The sequence below is a fragment of the Pseudovibrio sp. M1P-2-3 genome, assembly GCF_031501865.1.
Taxonomy (GTDB): domain Bacteria; phylum Pseudomonadota; class Alphaproteobacteria; order Rhizobiales; family Stappiaceae; genus Pseudovibrio; species Pseudovibrio corallicola.
This window is the reverse complement of sequence record NZ_JARRCW010000001.1, coordinates 2,631,734-2,648,940: the sequence shown is the minus strand read 5'-3', so window position 1 is coordinate 2,648,940 and position 17,207 is coordinate 2,631,734. Positions and strand designations below refer to the sequence as shown.

The following is a 17,207-nucleotide window of genomic DNA, read 5'->3' as shown; positions in this document are numbered from 1 at the left end:
CTGTGCGCTTGAGCTGTAATTTGCCTTTAAGGAACAAAAATGAAAGTTGTGATTTGTGGGGCAGGGCAAGTTGGCTATGGCATTGCCGAAAAACTTGCATTGGAGCAAAATGATGTATCTGTTATTGACTCCTCACCACAGCTCGTAAATGTCATTCGTGATACACTGGATGTCCGTGGATTTGTCGGGCATGGTGCGCACCCTGACGTGCTGGCTCAAGCTGGCGCGGATCAGGCGGATATGATCATTGCTGTCACTCTTTATGATGAAGTTAATATGGTGGCCTGTCAGGTTGCCCATTCACTCTTCAATGTTCCAACTAAAGTTGCGCGGGTAAGAGCTCAAAGTTACCTCATCTCGGATAATCGTAATTTGTTCTCTCGGGATAACATGCCTATTGATGTTATTATTTCTCCTGAGATTGAGGTAGGGGACATGGTGTTACGGCGTCTTTTGCTGCCTGGAGCCATGGAAACAGTCCGTTTTGGAGACGATAATATTATTGTTGTTGGCATCGACTGTAGAGCAGATTGTCCCGTTCTCAACACCCCCTTGCGTCAGTTAACGGGTCTGTTTCCTGATTTGAACTCGGTAGTGGTTGGAATTGCCCGTCAGGGAAAAATATTTGTTCCTCGAAGCGGTGATATGATTCGAGAAGGAGACTTGGCCTACGTCTGCTGCAAGAAGGATCAAGTTCGCAGAACGCTGAGTATTTTTGGGCATGAAGAGCCTGAAGCCAAGCGGGTACTTATTGCTGGTGGAGGGAATATCGGCTCGTATGTTGCTCGGCATCTGGAAAGTCGGCAAATCAGGACCAAGGTCAAGATTATTGAACAATCCAGAGAAAGGGCTGTTCGCATTGCTGATGAAATGAGGCGCACCGTTGTATTGCATGGCAGTGCTCTTGATCAGGTTGTATTACAAGAGGCGGATGTTCAAGATTGTGATATCGCAGTCGCGCTTACAAATGTTGATGAAGTCAACGTCCTATCCTGTGTGATGGCAAAGAAAATGGGATGCGAAAGGAATTTGGCTTTGCTGAACAACTCCAGCTACCCTGCATTTGCAAATGCTTTGGGGATTGATACATTTGTGAACCCTCGTCAAGTCACAATTTCCAAAATACTGCAACATGTGAGGCGTGGACGTATTCGTTCCGTTCATGCACTTCAAAACGGTGCGGCGGAGGTGATTGAAGCCGAAGCCTTGGAGACCTCCCCTCTAGTTGGTCGGCCTTTACGTGAAATTGACCTATCTGAAGGCATTAGAATTGGGGCAATTTATCGGAGGGGCGAGGTGATCAGTCCGACTGGCGATGATCGTGTAATGGCCAATGACCGAGTGGTAATTTTTGCAGTAGCAGATAAAGTTCGCCAAGTTGAGCAAATGTTCCGCGTATCACTGGAGTTCTTCTAGTATTTTCTATGACAATCAAGCACTCAGGAGAAGTGTATGTCTCGTGTTGCCTATGTTAATGGACGCTATCTTCCCCACGCGACTGCAGCCGTGCATATTGAAGATCGCGGCTACCAGTTTGCCGACGGTGTCTATGAAGTCTGTGAGGTTTTGCAGGGCCACTTGGTAGATCTGACGGCACACCTAAACCGACTTGACCGCTCTTTGCGTGAGTTGAACATTCAGTTCTCAATGAGTCGCAATGCCTTGAAGAGGATCTTGGAGGAGGTTCTACGGAAAAATCTGGTTAAAAATGGTATAATTTACCTTCAAGTCACCAGAGGCGTATCTTCAAGGAACCATTTTTTTCCAAGTTCCGAAGTTAAGCCCTCTCTCGTTGTAACAGCGCGTTCTGTTCCTCAGTTGAAGAAGTTAAAAGCTCAGCAAAATGGTATCGCCGTCATAACGACACCGGAGAATCGTTGGGAGAGGGTAGATATTAAGACAATTGGGTTACTCCCCAACGTTTTAGCTAAGCAAAAAGCAAGGGATGCAGGGGCCGGCGAAGCATGGTTTGTGGATAAAGAGGGCTTTATTACAGAGGGCAGTTCAACGAACGCTTGGATAGTAACTAAAGACAACGTGTTGTTAACTCGGCCCGATGATCATGGAATTCTGAAAGGAGTCACAAGGAGTGGTGTTGTGAAACTCGCGGAAATGCTGGGGTTTCAGCTAGAGGAAAGACCGTTCACAGTTTATGAAGCCCAAAATGCTACGGAGGCATTTGTTACTTCTGCTTCCGGGCCGATTGTACCAGTAGTGAAAGTAGATGGAACTTTAGTTGGAGATGGTTCCGTCGGGTTAATTACGCATGAATTAATAAAAACATTTCACGAAAGGTCTGAGTTGACTAAACTAGCAGTTGCCTAAACAATGTATATTCGGTTCGGGCCTTTGTAGGGGCAACAATCTGTGTTTGTTGAAATCGGGCAGGATCGCATCAGATAGGAACATTAAACTGGGCGGATGCCGCGGCCGCGTCCGCTAAAATAGGAAAAAAAGAGTTATGGCTGACCGCGCTCAAAATCTTCAAGATACTTTCTTAAATCATGTTCGGAAGCAAAAAACGCCTCTGACAATTTTCTTAATTAATGGGGTGAAGCTACAGGGCGTCGTCACTTGGTTTGATAATTTCTGTGTACTGTTGCGTCGTGATGGGCATTCACAGCTCGTTTATAAGCACGCAATCTCTACAATTATGCCAAATAGTCCTGTACAATTGTTTGAACCATCAGATGATGAAGGCGAAAAGACAGGAAGCTGATTGAAGCTACAAGATAAGAAGGAAGCCGGTCTCAAACGTCTCGAAAGAGATGCAAATATTGAGGCTGGCGAAGTCGAGGTTACGCGGGGAACCCGTTCTCTCGTTCTAGTCCCAATAATAAACAGCCGTGTACTTGCTCAACCAAAAAGCGGCGCAGAAAGACCCTTTGGTAACCAACGTAGTCCAGAAGCTCGTTTGGAAGAGGCTGTAGGGTTGGCCGCCGCCATTGAGCTTAGCGTAATCGAAACTGGTATTATCCGTCTTTCGAATGTAAAACCCGGAACTCTTATCGGGGCGGGTAAGCTTGAGGAAATTAAAAGTCAAATTCTCCTCAATGAGATTGAGTTGGTTGTCGTTGATCATCCCCTTTCCCCCATTCAGCAGAGAAATCTTGAAAAAGAATGGAATACAAAGGTAATCGATCGCACTGGCTTGATACTGGAAATTTTTGGTGAGCGAGCTCAGACAAAAGAAGGTCGCTTGCAGGTGGAACTTGCCCACCTGACTTGGCAGAAAAGTCGCTTGGTGCGATCATGGACACATCTTGAACGACAAAGGGGTGGCCTTGGCTTTATTGGGGGCCCCGGGGAAACTCAGATCGAAGCTGATAGACGCATTATTCAAGAGCGTATTTCCAGACTTGAACGGGAACTGAGAAAAGTCGAGAGAACACGCGCGCTCCATCGTAAACAACGTAAAAAAGTTCCCCATCCTGTTGTTGCATTTGTCGGATATACAAACGCTGGCAAGTCAACGCTCTTTAATAAGATGACAAAGTCAGAAGTGTTCGCAAAAGATCTGTTATTTGCAACACTTGATCCAACTTTGCGCAGACTAAAGTTACCTCATGGCAGCGAGGTCATTCTTTCCGATACTGTAGGGTTTATATCCGAGTTACCGCATAATCTTGTCGCGGCGTTTCGTGCAACGCTTGAGGAAGTTATAGAAGCGGACATTATACTTCATGTCAGAGATATCGCCCATGAAGATACGCGGGCTCAAGCTGAGGATGTAAATGAAACCTTGGAGCTTCTGGGGCTTAAAGTTTCTGAGAACGACCGCGTTATTGAAGTCTGGAATAAAATAGATCTGCTCGAAGAAGGTTACAGAGATCGACTTCTTGCGGAAACTAAAGAGGAAAGTGGCCCGGTGGCTCTATCAGCCTTAACGGGTGAGGGGATGGGAGCTCTCCTTATGCGTATTGAACACCAGTTGGCTGAGAAACGAGATACAGTTGAGATTATCCTACCTGCAAGTGAGGGCGCCGGACTTGCGTGGCTCTATCAGCACTGTGAAGTTTTGAAGCGTGCTGATGAGGAAGATGGAATGCACCTACATGTGAGAGTACCCGCAGCCCATCAGGAGCGGGTAAGAAATAAGTTCTCACATCACTTTGTTCAAAGTGATGCTTTGAAGTCTGCCAAAGAAGATGGGAATGGAAATTTCTCTCCTATTTAGAGGCGTGCTTTGCCTGTACCCAAAAGGCTTCCATTTCATCCAAGGTGAGGTCGTCCAATGGGCGGCCTTCTTTGTGTGCGCCTTTTTCTATGCACTGGAAACGGTATCTAAACTTCCTGTTTGAACGTTTCAAAGCTTGTTCAGGAGATACTCCCAAGTGGCGCGCCAGATTGGTTACCGCAAATAAGACATCACCGAGTTCGTCTTCAACCCGATCCAGATCGATTTCATCGGAGAATACCTCCTCTGACAGCTCCCTAACTTCTTCATGGACTTTATCCAGTACCGGAGCAGTTGCCCCCCAATCAAAACCCACCAGAGCAGCTCTTTGTTGCAGTTTTTCTGCTTCTACTAAAGCCGGAAAGAGTGAGGGGATGCTATCCAGATGATAGGAGGAGGCTTCTACTGCTCCTTGCGCCATCCGGCGGGTGTTGCGCTCTTCTCGCTCTTTTTGCTTGATTTGATCCCACACACCTTTAGCCATACCAGTGTTTCGCGCTTTTTCATCCCCGTAGACATGGGGGTGGCGACGGATCATTTTGTGACATATGGCCTCCACCACATCGCCAAAATTGAAGTGGCTCACCTCTTCAGCCATTCTAGCATGGTATACAACTTGCAAAAGAAGGTCACCCAACTCTTCCTTTAAATCTTCCATATCACCTTTTTCGATAGCATCAGCGACTTCGTAAGCTTCTTCAATTGTATATGGAGCAATGGATTTAAAGTTCTGTTCAAGGTCCCATGGGCACCCGCTTACTGGCGTGCGGAGGTCCTTCATGATTTCTATAAGCGTCGAAATATCTTTTGATGGTTTCATTGGGTGAATACGGTCTACTGCTGGAGTGTGTACAAGTTGGTGAGGTAGTATCTAACTATAAGCGGAAAGGCAATGAGTTACAGGTTTGAGTTTATGTCTACAAAGTTCTTATTGTGAAGTAGATTATATTGGAAGCGCTATGGCGATAAGTGGAACTCACATACAAAGCTTAATAAACGGAGTTGTGACTAGTTACGAATCCGCGAACTATGAAAAGAGCAAATTGTTACCTGTTTGGTGGAAGGGCAAACGTCCAATTCTTTATTGTTACCTTGGTGAAAGTTGAAAGTTGAAAGTAGGAACTGGATAGTAGGAGGAGCTGCCCCTCCTACTCAATAGACTTCTAAACACCGGCTGGCATATTTTCTTTTTTGCGTTCTACCTTTCGTGGTGCAGTAATTTCCTTCCACTTTGAAAGGGCTTGTCCGACGGGTGCATTGGGTTTTCTTGCAACAAACTCTCCATGCCCGGGTCTTGTTTGGACCGTACTCTCTTCAATTGCCACGTCCCCGCGGGTGAGAGTATAGCGCGGCATTCCCAATATTTCTTTACCTTCAAAGACGTTGTAATCGATACTGGATTGCTGAGAGGATGCTTGAATGGTCTTGCCTCTTTTAGGGTCCCAAACCACGAGATCGGCATCCGAGCCAACAAGAATAGCTCCTTTTTTGGGGTACATATTCAAAATTTTTGCAATATTGGTCGAGGTGAGGGCCACAAACTCGTTCATCGTCAAGCGGCCAGTTGCTACTCCGTAAGTCCAAAGAAGGGGCATTCGATCTTCCAAACCACCTGTTCCATTCGGTATTTTTGTAAAATCACCAAGTCCGAACTTTTTCTGTTTGGAAGTAAAAGCGCAGTGGTCAGTTGCAACAACAGATAGAGAGCCAGCCTGCAAGCCTGCCCATAGACTATCTTGATGCTGTTTGTTTCTAAAGGGGGGGGACATGACACGCTGAGCAGCATGCAGCCAATCTTTATTGGCGTATTCACTCTCATCAAGAAGAAGATGCTGAATTAAGGGTTCCCCGTAAACGCGCATGCCTTTTTGGCGAGCTCGGCGAATAGCTTCGTGAGCCTGCTCGCAAGAAGTATGTACGACATAAAGAGGAACGCCTGCCATATCAGCAATCATGATTGCGCGATTGGTCGCTTCACCTTCAACCTCTGGGGGGCGTGAATAGGCGTGGGCCTCTGGACCCAAGTTTCCTTCTGCGAGCAGCTTTTGCTGCATAGTTGCAACCACATCACCGTTTTCTGCGTGAACCAGAGGCATAGCGCCAAGAGCCGCACAGCGCTGGAAGGATGCGAACATTTCGTCGTCATCCACCATGAGAGCGCCTTTGTAGGCCATGAAGTGCTTAAAGGTATTTATGCCGCGGTCAACGACTTCCTTCATTTCATCAAAAACTTGTTCACTCCACCAGGTAACGGCCATGTGATAGGAATAATCTGAGCAGGCAAGCGAAGACTTCTGCTGCCAAATCGCCAAAGCCTCAAGTAGAGATTGATCAGGGTCGGGTAGGCAAAAGTCCACCACCATTGTGGTTCCGCCAGCAAGGCCAGCACGTGTGCCGCTTTCGAAGTTATCGGTAGAATGTGTGCCCATAAATGGCATTTCCAAATGCACATGTGGGTCAATGCCACCGGGTATCACATAGCAGTCGGTTGCATCTAGAGTTTCATCACCTTTCAGGTTTGGACCGATGGCGGAAATTTTGCCATCTTCTATTAGAATATCGGCTTCATAGCTAAGGTCGGCAGTAACAACTGTGCCACCTTTAATAACTTTGCTAGCCATTATATTACCTCTACTTGTAGCATAATTATGGTTTTTTCGGTCTTCTAGGTGGTTTCAAAACTTACGGTTTCATCCATCTCAGCAGTTTCTAGAACAGCCTGGTAAAGAACATTGGCCCCAGCTTCTGCCCATTCAGGTGAGATTTCTTCATCTTCATTGTGGGACAAGCCATCAACGCACGGACACATAATCATGGAAGTGGGAGCAACTTGATTGATCCAGCACGCATCATGACCTGCGCCGGAGACAATATTCCGGTGCTTATAGCAAAGACGTTCCGCAGCTAACCGAACTTTCTCCACGCAGCCTTCATCGAACTTCACAGGGTCGAACGCACCAACACACTCAATTTCCATCGATAGTTTAAGGTCATCAACGATCTTTTGCCCTTCAAAACGAAGCGCTTGCTCCATTGCAGTAATGACGTCTTTTTCTGGGTGCCTAAAATCTACGGTGAAGATAGCTTTGCCGGGGATGATATTGCGAGAGTTAGGGTAGACATTCATTTGACCGACAGCCCCAACAGCCAAAGGAGCGTACCGCAATGCTATATCATTTACTAGGTTAGTTAGTTGTGCTGCACCTAGTCCTGCGTTGACACGCATAGGCATTGGTGTGGAGCCTGTATGGCTTTCTTTTCCTGTTAATGTGATTTGCAGCCAGCGCAGGCCTTGCCCGTGAGTAACGACGCCAATCTGACAGTCTTCCTGTTCTAATATTGGGCCTTGCTCAATATGTAATTCATACATGGCGTGCAGCTTGCGGGCACCGCAGGTCAGTTCCCCCTTATAGCCTATCCGGCTTAGCTCGTTACCAACTGTTTTGCCTTGGCTGTCCTGTCTAGCATACGCCCACTCCTGTGAATGGACACCTGCGAACACGCCTGAGGAAAGCATTGCAGGGGCGAACCGTGTTCCTTCTTCGTTTGTCCAGTTTACAATTTCAATTGGGCGTTTGGTTTTGATACCCTGATCATGAATTGAGCGCATAACCTCCAGTCCAGCAAGTACGCCCAAAACCCCATCATATTTCCCTCCGGTGGGCTGTGTATCCAAATGAGATCCGATCATAACCGGATCCAGACTCGGGTCAGTACCTTCCTTGCGGGCAAACATATTCCCCATGGTATCGACGGTTAGTGTAAGCCCTAGGTCATCACACCACTTTGCAAATAAGTCACGACCTTGTTTGTCTTCATCCGTTAAGGTCTGGCGGTTGTTACCACCGCGTACACCTGGGCCAATTTGAGCCATGTCCATAAGTGATTGCCATAGGCGATCACCGTTAATTCTGTGATTGGTACCTATCCCTGCCATATGCTTCTCCCCTTAGGAATCTGAGTAGATTTCTCAAGACTCATTTAATTGAAATTGGAATTCTGTGCAAAGCTTAGGTGGTATCCATTCGTCTATGGTTGTTGAAGCAAATACTCATAGTTGAGAGTACTACATGTTACTTGCATTAACAGGTTCTGTAGTAAGCAGATTACGCCACCTATTCGGCCTTTATATGGATAAATGTCAAGTTAGAAGCCGCTGAATATAAAGCGGCTTTATTGGATCGAGTTTGTCTTTCCCAAAGTGCCTTTGGTGAACAAATTGGGTTCAGGCGATAACCTCTTGGCTTATTTTAAGTGCAATAAAATGTTGCGTAGTTTGCCAAAAAGCTCATCAATTTGATTCTTTTGGATAATTAAGGGTGGAGAAAGGGCGATTATGTCTCCCGTTGTGCGAATGAGAATTCCTTCTTCATAAGCTTGCAGAAAAGCTGAAAATGCACGCTTAGTTGGTTCATCGGTCAATGGGGCAAGCTCAATGGCGCCGATAAGGCCTAGATTGCGTATGTCGATAACATGAGGGCAGTCTCGCAGAGTGTGTAGCCCTTCCTGCCAATAGTCGCCTAGTTCACTTGCTCTTGTAAGCAAGCCTTCTTCCTCATAGGTATCAAGTGTTGCAAGGGCTGCAGCACATGCAACAGGGTGCCCTGAATAGGTGTAGCCGTGGAATAGCTCTATGAGGTGGTTTGGCCCTTCCATAAAGGCATCGTAAATTTTTGAAGAACAATAGACTGCTCCCATGGGGATAGTCCCGTTTGTGAGGCCTTTTGCTGTCGTAACGAGATCCGGAATCACATCAAAGTAGTCTACCGCAAAGGGGGCTCCCAAACGACCAAATCCGGTTATAACCTCATCAAAAATCAGAAGTATCCCATGTAAGGAGCAGATTTCACGAAGCTTTTTTAGATAACCTTTAGGGGGAAGGAGTACGCCTGTTGAACCAGCAACGGGCTCAACTATCACAGCAGCAATTGTCGAAGGGTCGTGCAGCTGAATGAGACGAATGAGGTCGTCTGCAAGTTCAGCACCGTGCTGAGGCTGGCCTTTAGTAAAAGCGTTTCTTTCCAAGTCATGGGTGTGGCATATGTGGTCTACTCCTGAGAGTAGTGTCCCAAACTGCTTTCGATTTGCAGAAATGCCGCCGACGGAGATCCCACCAAAATTAACACCATGATAGGCTCGTTCTCGGCCGATTAGTCGAGTTCTGCTTCCCTGTCCAATAGACTTTTGATAGGCAAGGGCAATTTTTAAGGCTGTATCAACACTCTCAGAGCCTGAATTTGTGAAAAACAGGTGATCTAGAGGTGAGGGCATAATTGCCGATAAACGGGCTGCAAGCTCGAATGATTTAGGGTGCCCAATTTGAAAGGTGGGAGCGAAGTCCAGTTGTTCGACCTGTTTTTGAACAGCTTCAACAATAAGTGGGCGCGAGTGTCCTGCATTACAACACCACAGTCCGGCAGTTCCATCTAGAATCTCTCGGCCATCTTGTGCTGTGTAGTACATATCTTTCGCCGCAACCAAAAGGCGTGGGTTTTCCTTGAATTGCCGATTTGCTGTAAAGGGCATCCAGAAGGCATCCATATTATTGGTCTTAGGCCATTTTTCATGATCACTTAGTGACTGGCTCATCACTGCCTCCCTTCAACTCTTGTACAAAAACGTTCTGCTTTATTTATTGAAGTCAAAGTGCGGCCTAAAACTCACGGTGGAATTAGAATCTTGGTTGGAGTCTAACAATTATTCTCACCTACAAATAAGTTACACTAATTCGCATGCCTGTACTCTGACTGTTTAATCTCACCTGACGGTATTTGCGGTTTTAAACTTCGTCAAGATGATTATTGAGTGAGGCTGGATCAAGTGTTGGTGCTATCAGGTACTGCTAACGCTGCCCAAATGAAGCGAATGCATTCAGGAAATACACTTTTGGTTTGTGGATGGATTTTCTTGTTCTGGTTTAAGTATTTGATTAAAACGGGTGGAGGAGTGGGTAATGCCTCATTACTCCCAATCTCCATTTTCGGTTATGCTGCGGATAATGGCGGTCACTGTCTCTTTGTATTATGCAGGGTGCAGATAAGTGAAATCTAAAAGATGAACGGGCGACATGATTTTTACAAATAACTGGGCATTAGCGCTCCATAATTGGGGGCGTGATTGATGAGTGAACGCCTACGAATTTCGGTGACTGATAGCATTTACATTGAACGTTCCGACATCCACGAGACATTCATTCGTTCTTCAGGTCCGGGGGGCCAAAATGTCAACAAAGTGGCAACTGCCGTACAGCTTCGTTTCAATTTACGCCAGAACACGAGCCTACCTTCGGCTGTGAAAGTTCGGGTGAGGGCTCTTGCTGGCAGTCGTCTGACGCTTGCGGAAGAAGTGGTGTTCAATGCTGACCGGTTTCGGACCCAGGAGCGGAACCGTCAGGATGCTCTCGAACGTTTGGTAGAGCTTATTCGAAAAGCGACACTTGTCCCCAAAGCCCGTAAAGCAACACGGCCTACACTTGCGTCGAAAAAGCGCCGTTTAGAAGCTAAAAAACGGCGCAGTAGCATAAAAAAAGGAAGAGGTGGGCGCTCTACGGATTGGCAATGAGTTTTTGTGAAGAGGGCCCCGTAAGTCTCTTTTTCTCATCTTCCAGTATTCTGGAAATAGCTTCAATGGCCAAGATATAGCCTTGAGCTCCTAGGCCACATATCATGCCTACCGCGACCTTGGATACATACGAGGTATGCCGATAACTTTCCCTTTTATGAATGTTGGAAAGATGGACCTCTATCACTGGGCGCTCTGCACTGCTTATGGCGTCCATAATTGCAATGGAGGAATGGGAATAAGCGCCTGCATTTAGTATTATACCCGCTTTGAGTTCTCGTGCCTCATGTATCCAGTCAATGATCTCTCCTTCATGGTTTGACTGGCGGCACTCAACTGCCAAGCCTCTTTGTGTACCATGAAGTTTGCACATTTCATCAATCTCTGCCAAAGTGATCGTGCCATAAATCTCCGGTTGCCGTTTCCCCAGAAGATTTAGATTTGGACCATTCAGGATTAGGACTTTATCAGCCATCTTAGACTTCTACCCGTGCTTCAAGATTAATGTTGAAGATGATAATGTGAAATTTTCTTCAGAATTTCAAGGGAGTATACGACAGCTCACATTATGGTATATGTCAGAAGCTGCAGTAACTTGATGTGAAGTTGAATTACTCTCCGTGTTGGATATTTTCCATTTACTTAATAGTGGAAGGCCGTCGTGCCCCTTTAAATTTAATGGGTTATCACTTTTCTTCTTGAGTTTTGAATATAGCGCGCCAGTCTATGAAAAAACGATAAGGGTAAGGAGGGGTCAATGGAACCGCGAATGATTATGGCTGCGCCTAATGGTGCTCGGCTGCAAAAAAGTAATATTCAGGCGATACCAGTTACAATTGAAGAGTTGTGCATTTGCGCTCGCGCAGTTTCTGCAGCAGGTGCAAACGCCCTGCATGCTCATGTGCGCAATAAAGCAGGTGAGCATGTACTGGATGCTGGCCTATATAAAGAACTCAAAGCGCAGTTATCTTTTGATGCTCCCAATCTGGTTTTACAAATTACGACTGAAGCCGTTGGGAAGTACAGCCCTAGAGAACAGGCCAAATTGGTTGAGGAGGTTGTACCTGAAGCTGTTTCGGTGGCTTTGCGTGAAATGATGCCGCTAAATGGAGACGAGACAACAGGTAAATGGTTCTATCAGTTTGCGAAAGAAGCGGGAATAGCTGTTCAACACATCCTTTATGATGTGGACGACTTGATTCGGCTATCCCAGCTTCAAAGTGAAGGCGTGATACCTCAAAACTTTGGTAGCCATTTATATGTTCTTGGACGATATTCGGAGAAACAAGAGGGTAGACCTTTGGAACTTCTGAAATTCTTTGATGCTCAGCAGAAAAAGAAGGAAAGTTCTAAAACCAGCTTTACTGTTGCAGCATTCGGAGAGTCTGAAACGACTTGTCTGGGAGCAACTCTTACACTTGGCGGTCATGTGCGTGTTGGCTTTGAAAACAATCAAATCCACGCGGATGGAAGGCCAGCAAGGGATAACGCAGAGCGGGTGGGTGCCCTTCATCAGCTCAGGAGCTTACTGGGAAAATTCACATCTCCAACGAAGGCAGAAACACTTAAGATTTTAGGGAAACATCTGTAAGGTCAGCTTTCTTTACACCCTAGGAAACTGTTAATCCGTAGTGTCTAAAAATTTGGCGAGCAGCCTCAGTCTCTTCTGGGGTTGCTTCGCGTGTATTTGCAAGCTGGTACTCTCTACCCGTCTCTGTCCACTTATACTCACCCATCTTGTGAAATGGTAACACTTCTACCCGAGACACATTTGAAAGCTGAGAGACGAACTTGGCTATTCCTTCAATGTTTTCTTTGTCGTCAGTCAGCTCAGGCACCAGAACGAAGCGTATCCATGCTTCCTTGTTTAATTTGTCTAGCCGCCTAGCAAATTCCAAAGTAGGTTCAATATCAACTCCTGTTACTTTCTTATATGTAGCAGGTAAAAATGATTTAATATCAAGAAGGTATAGGCTCGCTAGGGAAAGAGTGTCATCATCTAGATTCTTATGTAGATATCCAGAGGTATCAACAGCACTATGAATGCCCATTTGCTTCGCGCCCAAAAGAATTGTTTTGAGAAATTCTTTTTGAGCCATGGGCTCTCCGCCGCTAATTGTTAAGCCTCCACCGCTGGTTTTAAAGTACTCCTTATAGGAATGAATATCTTTTAAAAGCGAGAATGCGGAGGTTAGTTTCCCATGCTTCATTTTGAGGGCGTCGGGATTGTGGCAGTACATGCAGCGCAGCGGACATCCAGTTGTAAATACAACATATCGAATTCCTGGTCCGTCTACTGTACCTCCGGTTTCGATGGAATGTATGTAACCTTGGACGTCTTCCATACTCTACCTTTTAAACTGGGCAAGTCTATAAAAGGAACGCAGATCAGCCCTGCGTTCCCGTGCTTCCACAAGTACTCTTGAAACTTACCTGCGACCGTGGAATGTCCTGCTAATAACGTCAAGTTGTTGCTCGCGTGACAACTTGATGAAGTTAACTGCGTAGCCAGATACCCGTACCGTTAGTTGAGGGTAAAGCTCGGGCTTTGCCATAGCATCCTCTAGAGTTTCCCGGTTAAACACGTTTACGTTGATGTGATGTCCTTGGTCATTAAAGTATCCATCTAACAGGCTGCAAAGATTACCTATTTGCTCACTTCCATTTTTTCCCAAGGTTGTAGGAATAATGGAAAATGTATAGGAGATGCCATCCTGACTATGCTGATAGGGGATTTTTGCAAGAGACTTCATGGAAGCTATGGCCCCTTTTTTGTCCCGTCCGTGCATAGGATTAGCTCCTGGTGCAAATGGCTCACCTGATTTACGCCCATCCGGTGTAGAGCCTGTTTTCTTGCCATAAACTACATTGGAAGTGATGGTGAGGACTGATTGAGTTGGCGTTGCATTCCGGTAGATTGTTTGATTCCGTATCTTGTCCATAAAAGTCTTTACGAGACCGGAGGCGATAGTATCTACTTCATCATCGTTGTTACCAAAACAAGGGAATTCACCATCGGTTTCATAATCAATGGCAAGCCCTTCACTGTTCCTGATAACTTTGACTTTTGCGTTTTTGATAGCGGATATGGAATCTGCTACCACTGACAGTCCAGCAATTCCACATGCCATTGTTCTTATAACATCACGGTCATGGAGAGCCATTTCTAGACGTTCATAGTTATATTTGTCATGGCTGTAGTGGATGCAGTTGAGTGCCTCTACATAAACCTTGGCGAGCCAGTTCAGCATCTGATCATAAAGAGGAGCAAGCTCGTTCCAATCCAAGATATCACCGGTGAAAGGTTTGAGGTGTGGCCCAACCTGTTTGCCGGTTTTTTCATCAACGCCGCCGTTTATGGCATACAATAGTGCTTTGGCAAGGTTTGCGCGAGCGCCAAAGAACTGCATCTGCTTACCAATAGCCATTGCGGAGACGCAGCAAGCAATGCCGTAATCATCTCCCCAATAAGGGCGCATCAGATCGTCATTTTCGTACTGGATTGAAGACGTTTCTATAGATATATGCGCACAGAATTCTTTAAAGCCTTTTGGCAAATTCTCGGACCAGAGCACAGTCAGGTTTGGTTCCGGGGCAGGGCCAAGATTTATTAAGGAATGCAGAACCCGAAATGAGTTTTTGGTAACCAGAGTACGGCCATCATTCCCCATTCCGCCAATGGCCTCAGTAACCCAAACAGGGTCACCAGAGAAGAGCTGATCATAGTCTGGGGTGCGCATAAACCGAACCATCCGCAACTTCATGACGAAGTGGTCCATTAACTCTTGGGCTTCTTGCTCAGTGAGACTGCCTTCGTCGAGATCGCGTTGAATGTAGATATCAAGGAATGTTGATGTACGCCCCAAAGACATGGCAGCACCATTTTGCTCCTTAATTGCAGCAAGATATGCCAAATAGAGCCATTGGACGGCTTCTTTTGCGTTTTCTGCGGGCCGCGTAATGTCAAAGCCGTAGCTTTTAGCCATTTCCTTGAGTTCCAGCAATGAGCGAGCTTGCTCATTTAACTCTTCTCTCAAACGTAGAGTTTCCTCATTGAGGATACTGCCATCAGTTGAGGCAAGCTGTTCTTTTTTGTCTTTTACAAGACTGTCAATTCCATAAAGAGCGACGCGGCGATAGTCACCTATAATTCGCCCGCGACCATAGGCATCTGGTAAGCCCGTTACAATTCCAGCGGACCGTGCCCTGCGAATTTCCGGTGTGTATAGGTCGTAAACGCCATCATTGTGGGTTTTACGATACTTGGAATAAATTTCTTTTATGATCGGTGAGATTTCATAGCCATTACTTTCCAGCGAAGCGGTCGCCATCTTCAACCCGCCATTAGGCATTAGAGCGCGCTTCAGAGGCTTTTCGGTTTGAAGTCCGACAATTTTTTCCAGTTCACTGTCGATGTATCCAGGCGCATGGGATGTTATAGAGGAAACGACTTCCGTATCAGCATCCAGAACGCCTTTTCGGTTTTCCTCTTTCATGAGCTCCAGAACTTTCTTCCACAATTTGGTGGTGTCTGAAGTCGGGTCCGTTAGAAAATCCCGTTTTCCTTCGTAGGGAGTATAGTTGAGTTGGATGAAACTACGTAGGTTGATTTCTTCATTCCATTCGCCCTTCACAAAACCACGGTGACATGTCGGGGTACTATCCACCAGAAATGGAAGTTTGCTGGCATGTGTGTTTGTAAACTTTTCTTGAATACCCATAGGATTATTCCTCCAGTGGCGATGGTCTATGTTCCGTCGAACTCTGCTAGATAACGGTGGTAATTATTTGTCTGATCTAAGCAGTTTGTCGTTGTTAACTTTCTTGAGTTGCAGATTACCCGCTTTGTGCTTGATACTATTGATTTAACGCAAATATTGACTGGGAAGCAGATATGCATTTTGGGAATGTATGGTGTTGTGACTACTGGGAAAAATAGGCTGAGCTGGTTGTTTTTTGCGGAGGGATATAAGGGAGAAACTCATCGCAGTCGCTCTTTGAAGAGAGTAAATGAAGGTAGAGAAATTTGTTCGAAAACTGTCTGTTTAGGTACGTGCCTTGTTAAGAAGGGTTTTTCTTAGAATACCAGCGGCCTGACTTTGTGAGGCCGCTAGATTGTTATGGTATTAATCTGCAAGTTCTACCCAAACAGGGACATGGTCCGACGGTTTTTCTCTGCCGCGAACAAACTTGTCGATACCTACAGATGTCATAATGTCTGTTGCCTCCGGGGAGAGGAGCAGGTGGTCGATCCGAATACCATTATTCCTCTGCCAGGCGCCCGCTTGATAATCCCAAAAGCTGTAGGTTTCAGGAGCATCTTGAGTAGCTCTCACAGCCTCTGTAAACCCAAGATTTAGAAGAGAACGAAATGCTCTGCGGCTTTCTGGTTGGAACAGGGCGTCATTAGTCCATTTTTCTGGGTTTCTTGCATCAATAGGGTCTGGAATGACGTTATAATCACCCACCAGAAGAAATGCCTCTTCATTCTCAAGTTGTTTTTGAGCATGAGTATTTAAGCGTTCCATCCACGATAATTTATAGGGAAACTTCTCCGTATCAATTGGGTTGCCATTGGGTAGGTACAAACACCCTACGCGGATAGGTTGGCTGTTACCTGCAATAACGGCCTCAATGTAACGGGCCTGTTCGTCTGTCTCATCGCCCGGTAGACGGCGGTTTACTTCCTCAAAAGGTCGTTTTGATAGGATTGCAACTCCATTGAAACCCTTTTGACCATGTGTTTCCAAATTGTAGCCAAGATCTTCAAAAGGCGTTCGAGGAAAGTTCTCATCGACCGATTTTATTTCCTGAAAACAGGCAACATCTGGATCAGTTTCCTTCAACCAAGTAAGGACGGTTTCAATACGGGCCTTGACACCATTTATGTTCCAGCTGGCAACTCTCATTTAAACCTCTTCCCAGGATGACGTAGTTTCTGCTGCATTACTACGGCGAGATACTTTGAAAAAACTACAGGAAAATTACTTCGGAGAAAAATTGTTCACCAAATTGATAAAAGGATACATGCGAGAGTTTTACAGAGTAAAACTCGTTCCGCACCCGCAGCCTGCAGTGGCCTGAGGATTGTTGATTTGAAATGCTTGACCGATAATGTCGTTTACAAAATCAATTTGAGATCCTGCCATGTATTGAAGAGACATACTGTCGATAACAACTTTAGCACCATCTCTTTCGATGATCAGATCATCCTCATCTATGGTTTTAACCAGATCATACTTGTACTGAAAACCTGAGCAGCCACCGCCTTCAACGCTGACGCGCAAGACTGTTCCTTGCTCTTCTTTTGTCAGGATTTGCAGCACACGCGCAGCGGCTGCAGATGATAGTGTAACGGTATTGGGGGAGTTGTCTACCATCGTTCTGGAGTTCCGTTTATAGTTAGCTTATCTATTGTTTGGGGTTGAGAGCATTTTGAAGTTTTTACAACCTGTATTATTATGCGCTT

General features: G+C 45.9%; 15 protein-coding genes. 6 read left to right on the top strand and 9 right to left on the bottom strand.

Features of this window, described 5'->3' with window-relative positions:
• Positions 1–39 precede the first annotated feature (39 nt).
• The 4 genes from trkA to hflX all read left to right on the top strand — a co-directional run bounded on the left by trkA (position 40) and on the right by hflX (position 4,177).
• A complete protein-coding gene (gene trkA, locus P6574_RS11480) occupies positions 40–1,416 on the top strand; it encodes a Trk system potassium transporter TrkA (protein ID WP_310620418.1) in 1,377 nt (458 codons plus the stop codon).
• Between the two features lie 36 nt (positions 1,417–1,452).
• Positions 1,453–2,325: a D-amino-acid transaminase gene (locus P6574_RS11475; RefSeq protein ID WP_310620417.1), complete on the top strand. Its 873-nt coding sequence runs from the start codon at positions 1,453–1,455 to the stop codon at positions 2,323–2,325.
• A gap of 136 nt (positions 2,326–2,461) precedes the next feature.
• On the top strand, positions 2,462–2,719 hold the full coding sequence (hfq, locus tag P6574_RS11470) for an RNA chaperone Hfq (RefSeq protein ID WP_310620416.1): 258 nt from the start codon (positions 2,462–2,464) through the stop codon (positions 2,717–2,719).
• Entirely contained in the window at positions 2,720–4,177 is a 1,458-nt protein-coding gene (hflX, locus tag P6574_RS11465) for a GTPase HflX (RefSeq protein ID WP_405048093.1), read from the top strand.
• Here hflX and mazG read toward each other — a convergent pair.
• The 4 genes from mazG to P6574_RS11445 all read right to left on the bottom strand — a co-directional run bounded on the left by mazG (position 4,170) and on the right by P6574_RS11445 (position 9,766).
• Entirely contained in the window at positions 4,170–4,997 is an 828-nt protein-coding gene (gene mazG / locus P6574_RS11460) for a nucleoside triphosphate pyrophosphohydrolase (RefSeq protein ID WP_310620415.1), read from the bottom strand. The genes hflX and mazG overlap by 8 nt on opposite strands.
• A 343-nt stretch (positions 4,998–5,340) precedes the next feature.
• On the bottom strand, positions 5,341–6,798 hold the full coding sequence (gene hydA, locus P6574_RS11455) for a dihydropyrimidinase (protein WP_310620414.1): 1,458 nt from the start codon (positions 6,796–6,798) through the stop codon (positions 5,341–5,343).
• Between the two features lie 44 nt (positions 6,799–6,842).
• A complete protein-coding gene (locus tag P6574_RS11450) occupies positions 6,843–8,114 on the bottom strand; it encodes a Zn-dependent hydrolase (RefSeq protein ID WP_310620413.1) in 1,272 nt (423 codons plus the stop codon).
• Positions 8,115–8,422: 308 nt separating this feature from the next.
• Complete coding sequence (locus P6574_RS11445) at positions 8,423–9,766, bottom strand: aspartate aminotransferase family protein (protein ID WP_310620412.1); 1,344 nt, start codon at positions 9,764–9,766, stop codon at positions 8,423–8,425.
• A gap of 531 nt (positions 9,767–10,297) precedes the next feature.
• On the opposite strand from P6574_RS11445, the gene arfB reads away from it, so the two are divergent.
• Positions 10,298–10,738 carry an alternative ribosome rescue aminoacyl-tRNA hydrolase ArfB gene (arfB, locus tag P6574_RS11440; RefSeq protein WP_310620411.1) on the top strand — a complete coding sequence of 147 codons (441 nt, stop codon included), beginning with the start codon at positions 10,298–10,300 and terminating at the stop codon, positions 10,736–10,738.
• On the opposite strand, the gene aroQ is transcribed toward arfB, so the two are convergent.
• On the bottom strand, positions 10,722–11,213 hold the full coding sequence (gene aroQ, locus P6574_RS11435; RefSeq protein WP_310620410.1) for a type II 3-dehydroquinate dehydratase: 492 nt from the start codon (positions 11,211–11,213) through the stop codon (positions 10,722–10,724). The genes arfB and aroQ overlap by 17 nt on opposite strands.
• A 282-nt stretch (positions 11,214–11,495) precedes the next feature.
• Between aroQ and P6574_RS11430 the strand changes: the two genes are divergently transcribed.
• Positions 11,496–12,329, top strand: coding sequence for a BKACE family enzyme (locus P6574_RS11430; protein ID WP_310620409.1), 834 nt, complete (start codon positions 11,496–11,498; stop codon positions 12,327–12,329).
• A 19-nt stretch (positions 12,330–12,348) separates the two neighbouring features.
• Here P6574_RS11430 and pflA read toward each other — a convergent pair whose 3' ends face one another.
• The 4 genes from pflA to erpA form a co-directional block, all read right to left on the bottom strand.
• Entirely contained in the window at positions 12,349–13,083 is a 735-nt protein-coding gene (pflA, locus tag P6574_RS11425) for a pyruvate formate-lyase-activating protein (RefSeq protein WP_310620408.1), read from the bottom strand.
• A gap of 84 nt (positions 13,084–13,167) precedes the next feature.
• Positions 13,168–15,459, bottom strand: coding sequence for a formate C-acetyltransferase (pflB, locus tag P6574_RS11420; RefSeq protein WP_310620407.1), 2,292 nt, complete (start codon positions 15,457–15,459; stop codon positions 13,168–13,170).
• Between the two features lie 405 nt (positions 15,460–15,864).
• The gene (xth, locus tag P6574_RS11415; protein WP_310620406.1) at positions 15,865–16,647 is read right to left on the bottom strand and encodes an exodeoxyribonuclease III; all 783 of its coding nucleotides are present in this window, start codon (positions 16,645–16,647) and stop codon (positions 15,865–15,867) included.
• A 129-nt stretch (positions 16,648–16,776) separates the two neighbouring features.
• Positions 16,777–17,118, bottom strand: a complete 342-nt coding sequence (gene erpA / locus P6574_RS11410; RefSeq protein ID WP_310620405.1) for an iron-sulfur cluster insertion protein ErpA — start codon at positions 17,116–17,118, stop codon at positions 16,777–16,779.
• Positions 17,119–17,207: the final 89 nt, after the last annotated feature.

What these genes read in the sequence shown, in the direction of transcription:
- trkA (WP_310620418.1), top strand. Translation starts at nt 40, where the DNA reads ATGAAAGTTGTGATTTGTGGGGCAGGGCAAGTTGGCTATGGCATTGCC.
- P6574_RS11475 (WP_310620417.1), top strand. Translation starts at nt 1,453, where the DNA reads ATGTCTCGTGTTGCCTATGTTAATGGACGCTATCTTCCCCACGCGACT.
- hfq (WP_310620416.1), top strand. Translation starts at nt 2,462, where the DNA reads ATGGCTGACCGCGCTCAAAATCTTCAAGATACTTTCTTAAATCATGTT.
- mazG (WP_310620415.1), bottom strand. Translation starts at nt 4,997, where the DNA reads ATGAAACCATCAAAAGATATTTCGACGCTTATAGAAATCATGAAGGAC.
- hydA (WP_310620414.1), bottom strand. Translation starts at nt 6,798, where the DNA reads ATGGCTAGCAAAGTTATTAAAGGTGGCACAGTTGTTACTGCCGACCTT.
- P6574_RS11450 (WP_310620413.1), bottom strand. Translation starts at nt 8,114, where the DNA reads ATGGCAGGGATAGGTACCAATCACAGAATTAACGGTGATCGCCTATGG.
- P6574_RS11445 (WP_310620412.1), bottom strand. Translation starts at nt 9,766, where the DNA reads ATGAGCCAGTCACTAAGTGATCATGAAAAATGGCCTAAGACCAATAAT.
- arfB (WP_310620411.1), top strand. Translation starts at nt 10,298, where the DNA reads ATGAGTGAACGCCTACGAATTTCGGTGACTGATAGCATTTACATTGAA.
- aroQ (WP_310620410.1), bottom strand. Translation starts at nt 11,213, where the DNA reads ATGGCTGATAAAGTCCTAATCCTGAATGGTCCAAATCTAAATCTTCTG.
- P6574_RS11430 (WP_310620409.1), top strand. Translation starts at nt 11,496, where the DNA reads ATGGAACCGCGAATGATTATGGCTGCGCCTAATGGTGCTCGGCTGCAA.
- pflA (WP_310620408.1), bottom strand. Translation starts at nt 13,083, where the DNA reads ATGGAAGACGTCCAAGGTTACATACATTCCATCGAAACCGGAGGTACA.
- pflB (WP_310620407.1), bottom strand. Translation starts at nt 15,459, where the DNA reads ATGGGTATTCAAGAAAAGTTTACAAACACACATGCCAGCAAACTTCCA.
- xth (WP_310620406.1), bottom strand. Translation starts at nt 16,647, where the DNA reads ATGAGAGTTGCCAGCTGGAACATAAATGGTGTCAAGGCCCGTATTGAA.
- erpA (WP_310620405.1), bottom strand. Translation starts at nt 17,118, where the DNA reads ATGGTAGACAACTCCCCCAATACCGTTACACTATCATCTGCAGCCGCT.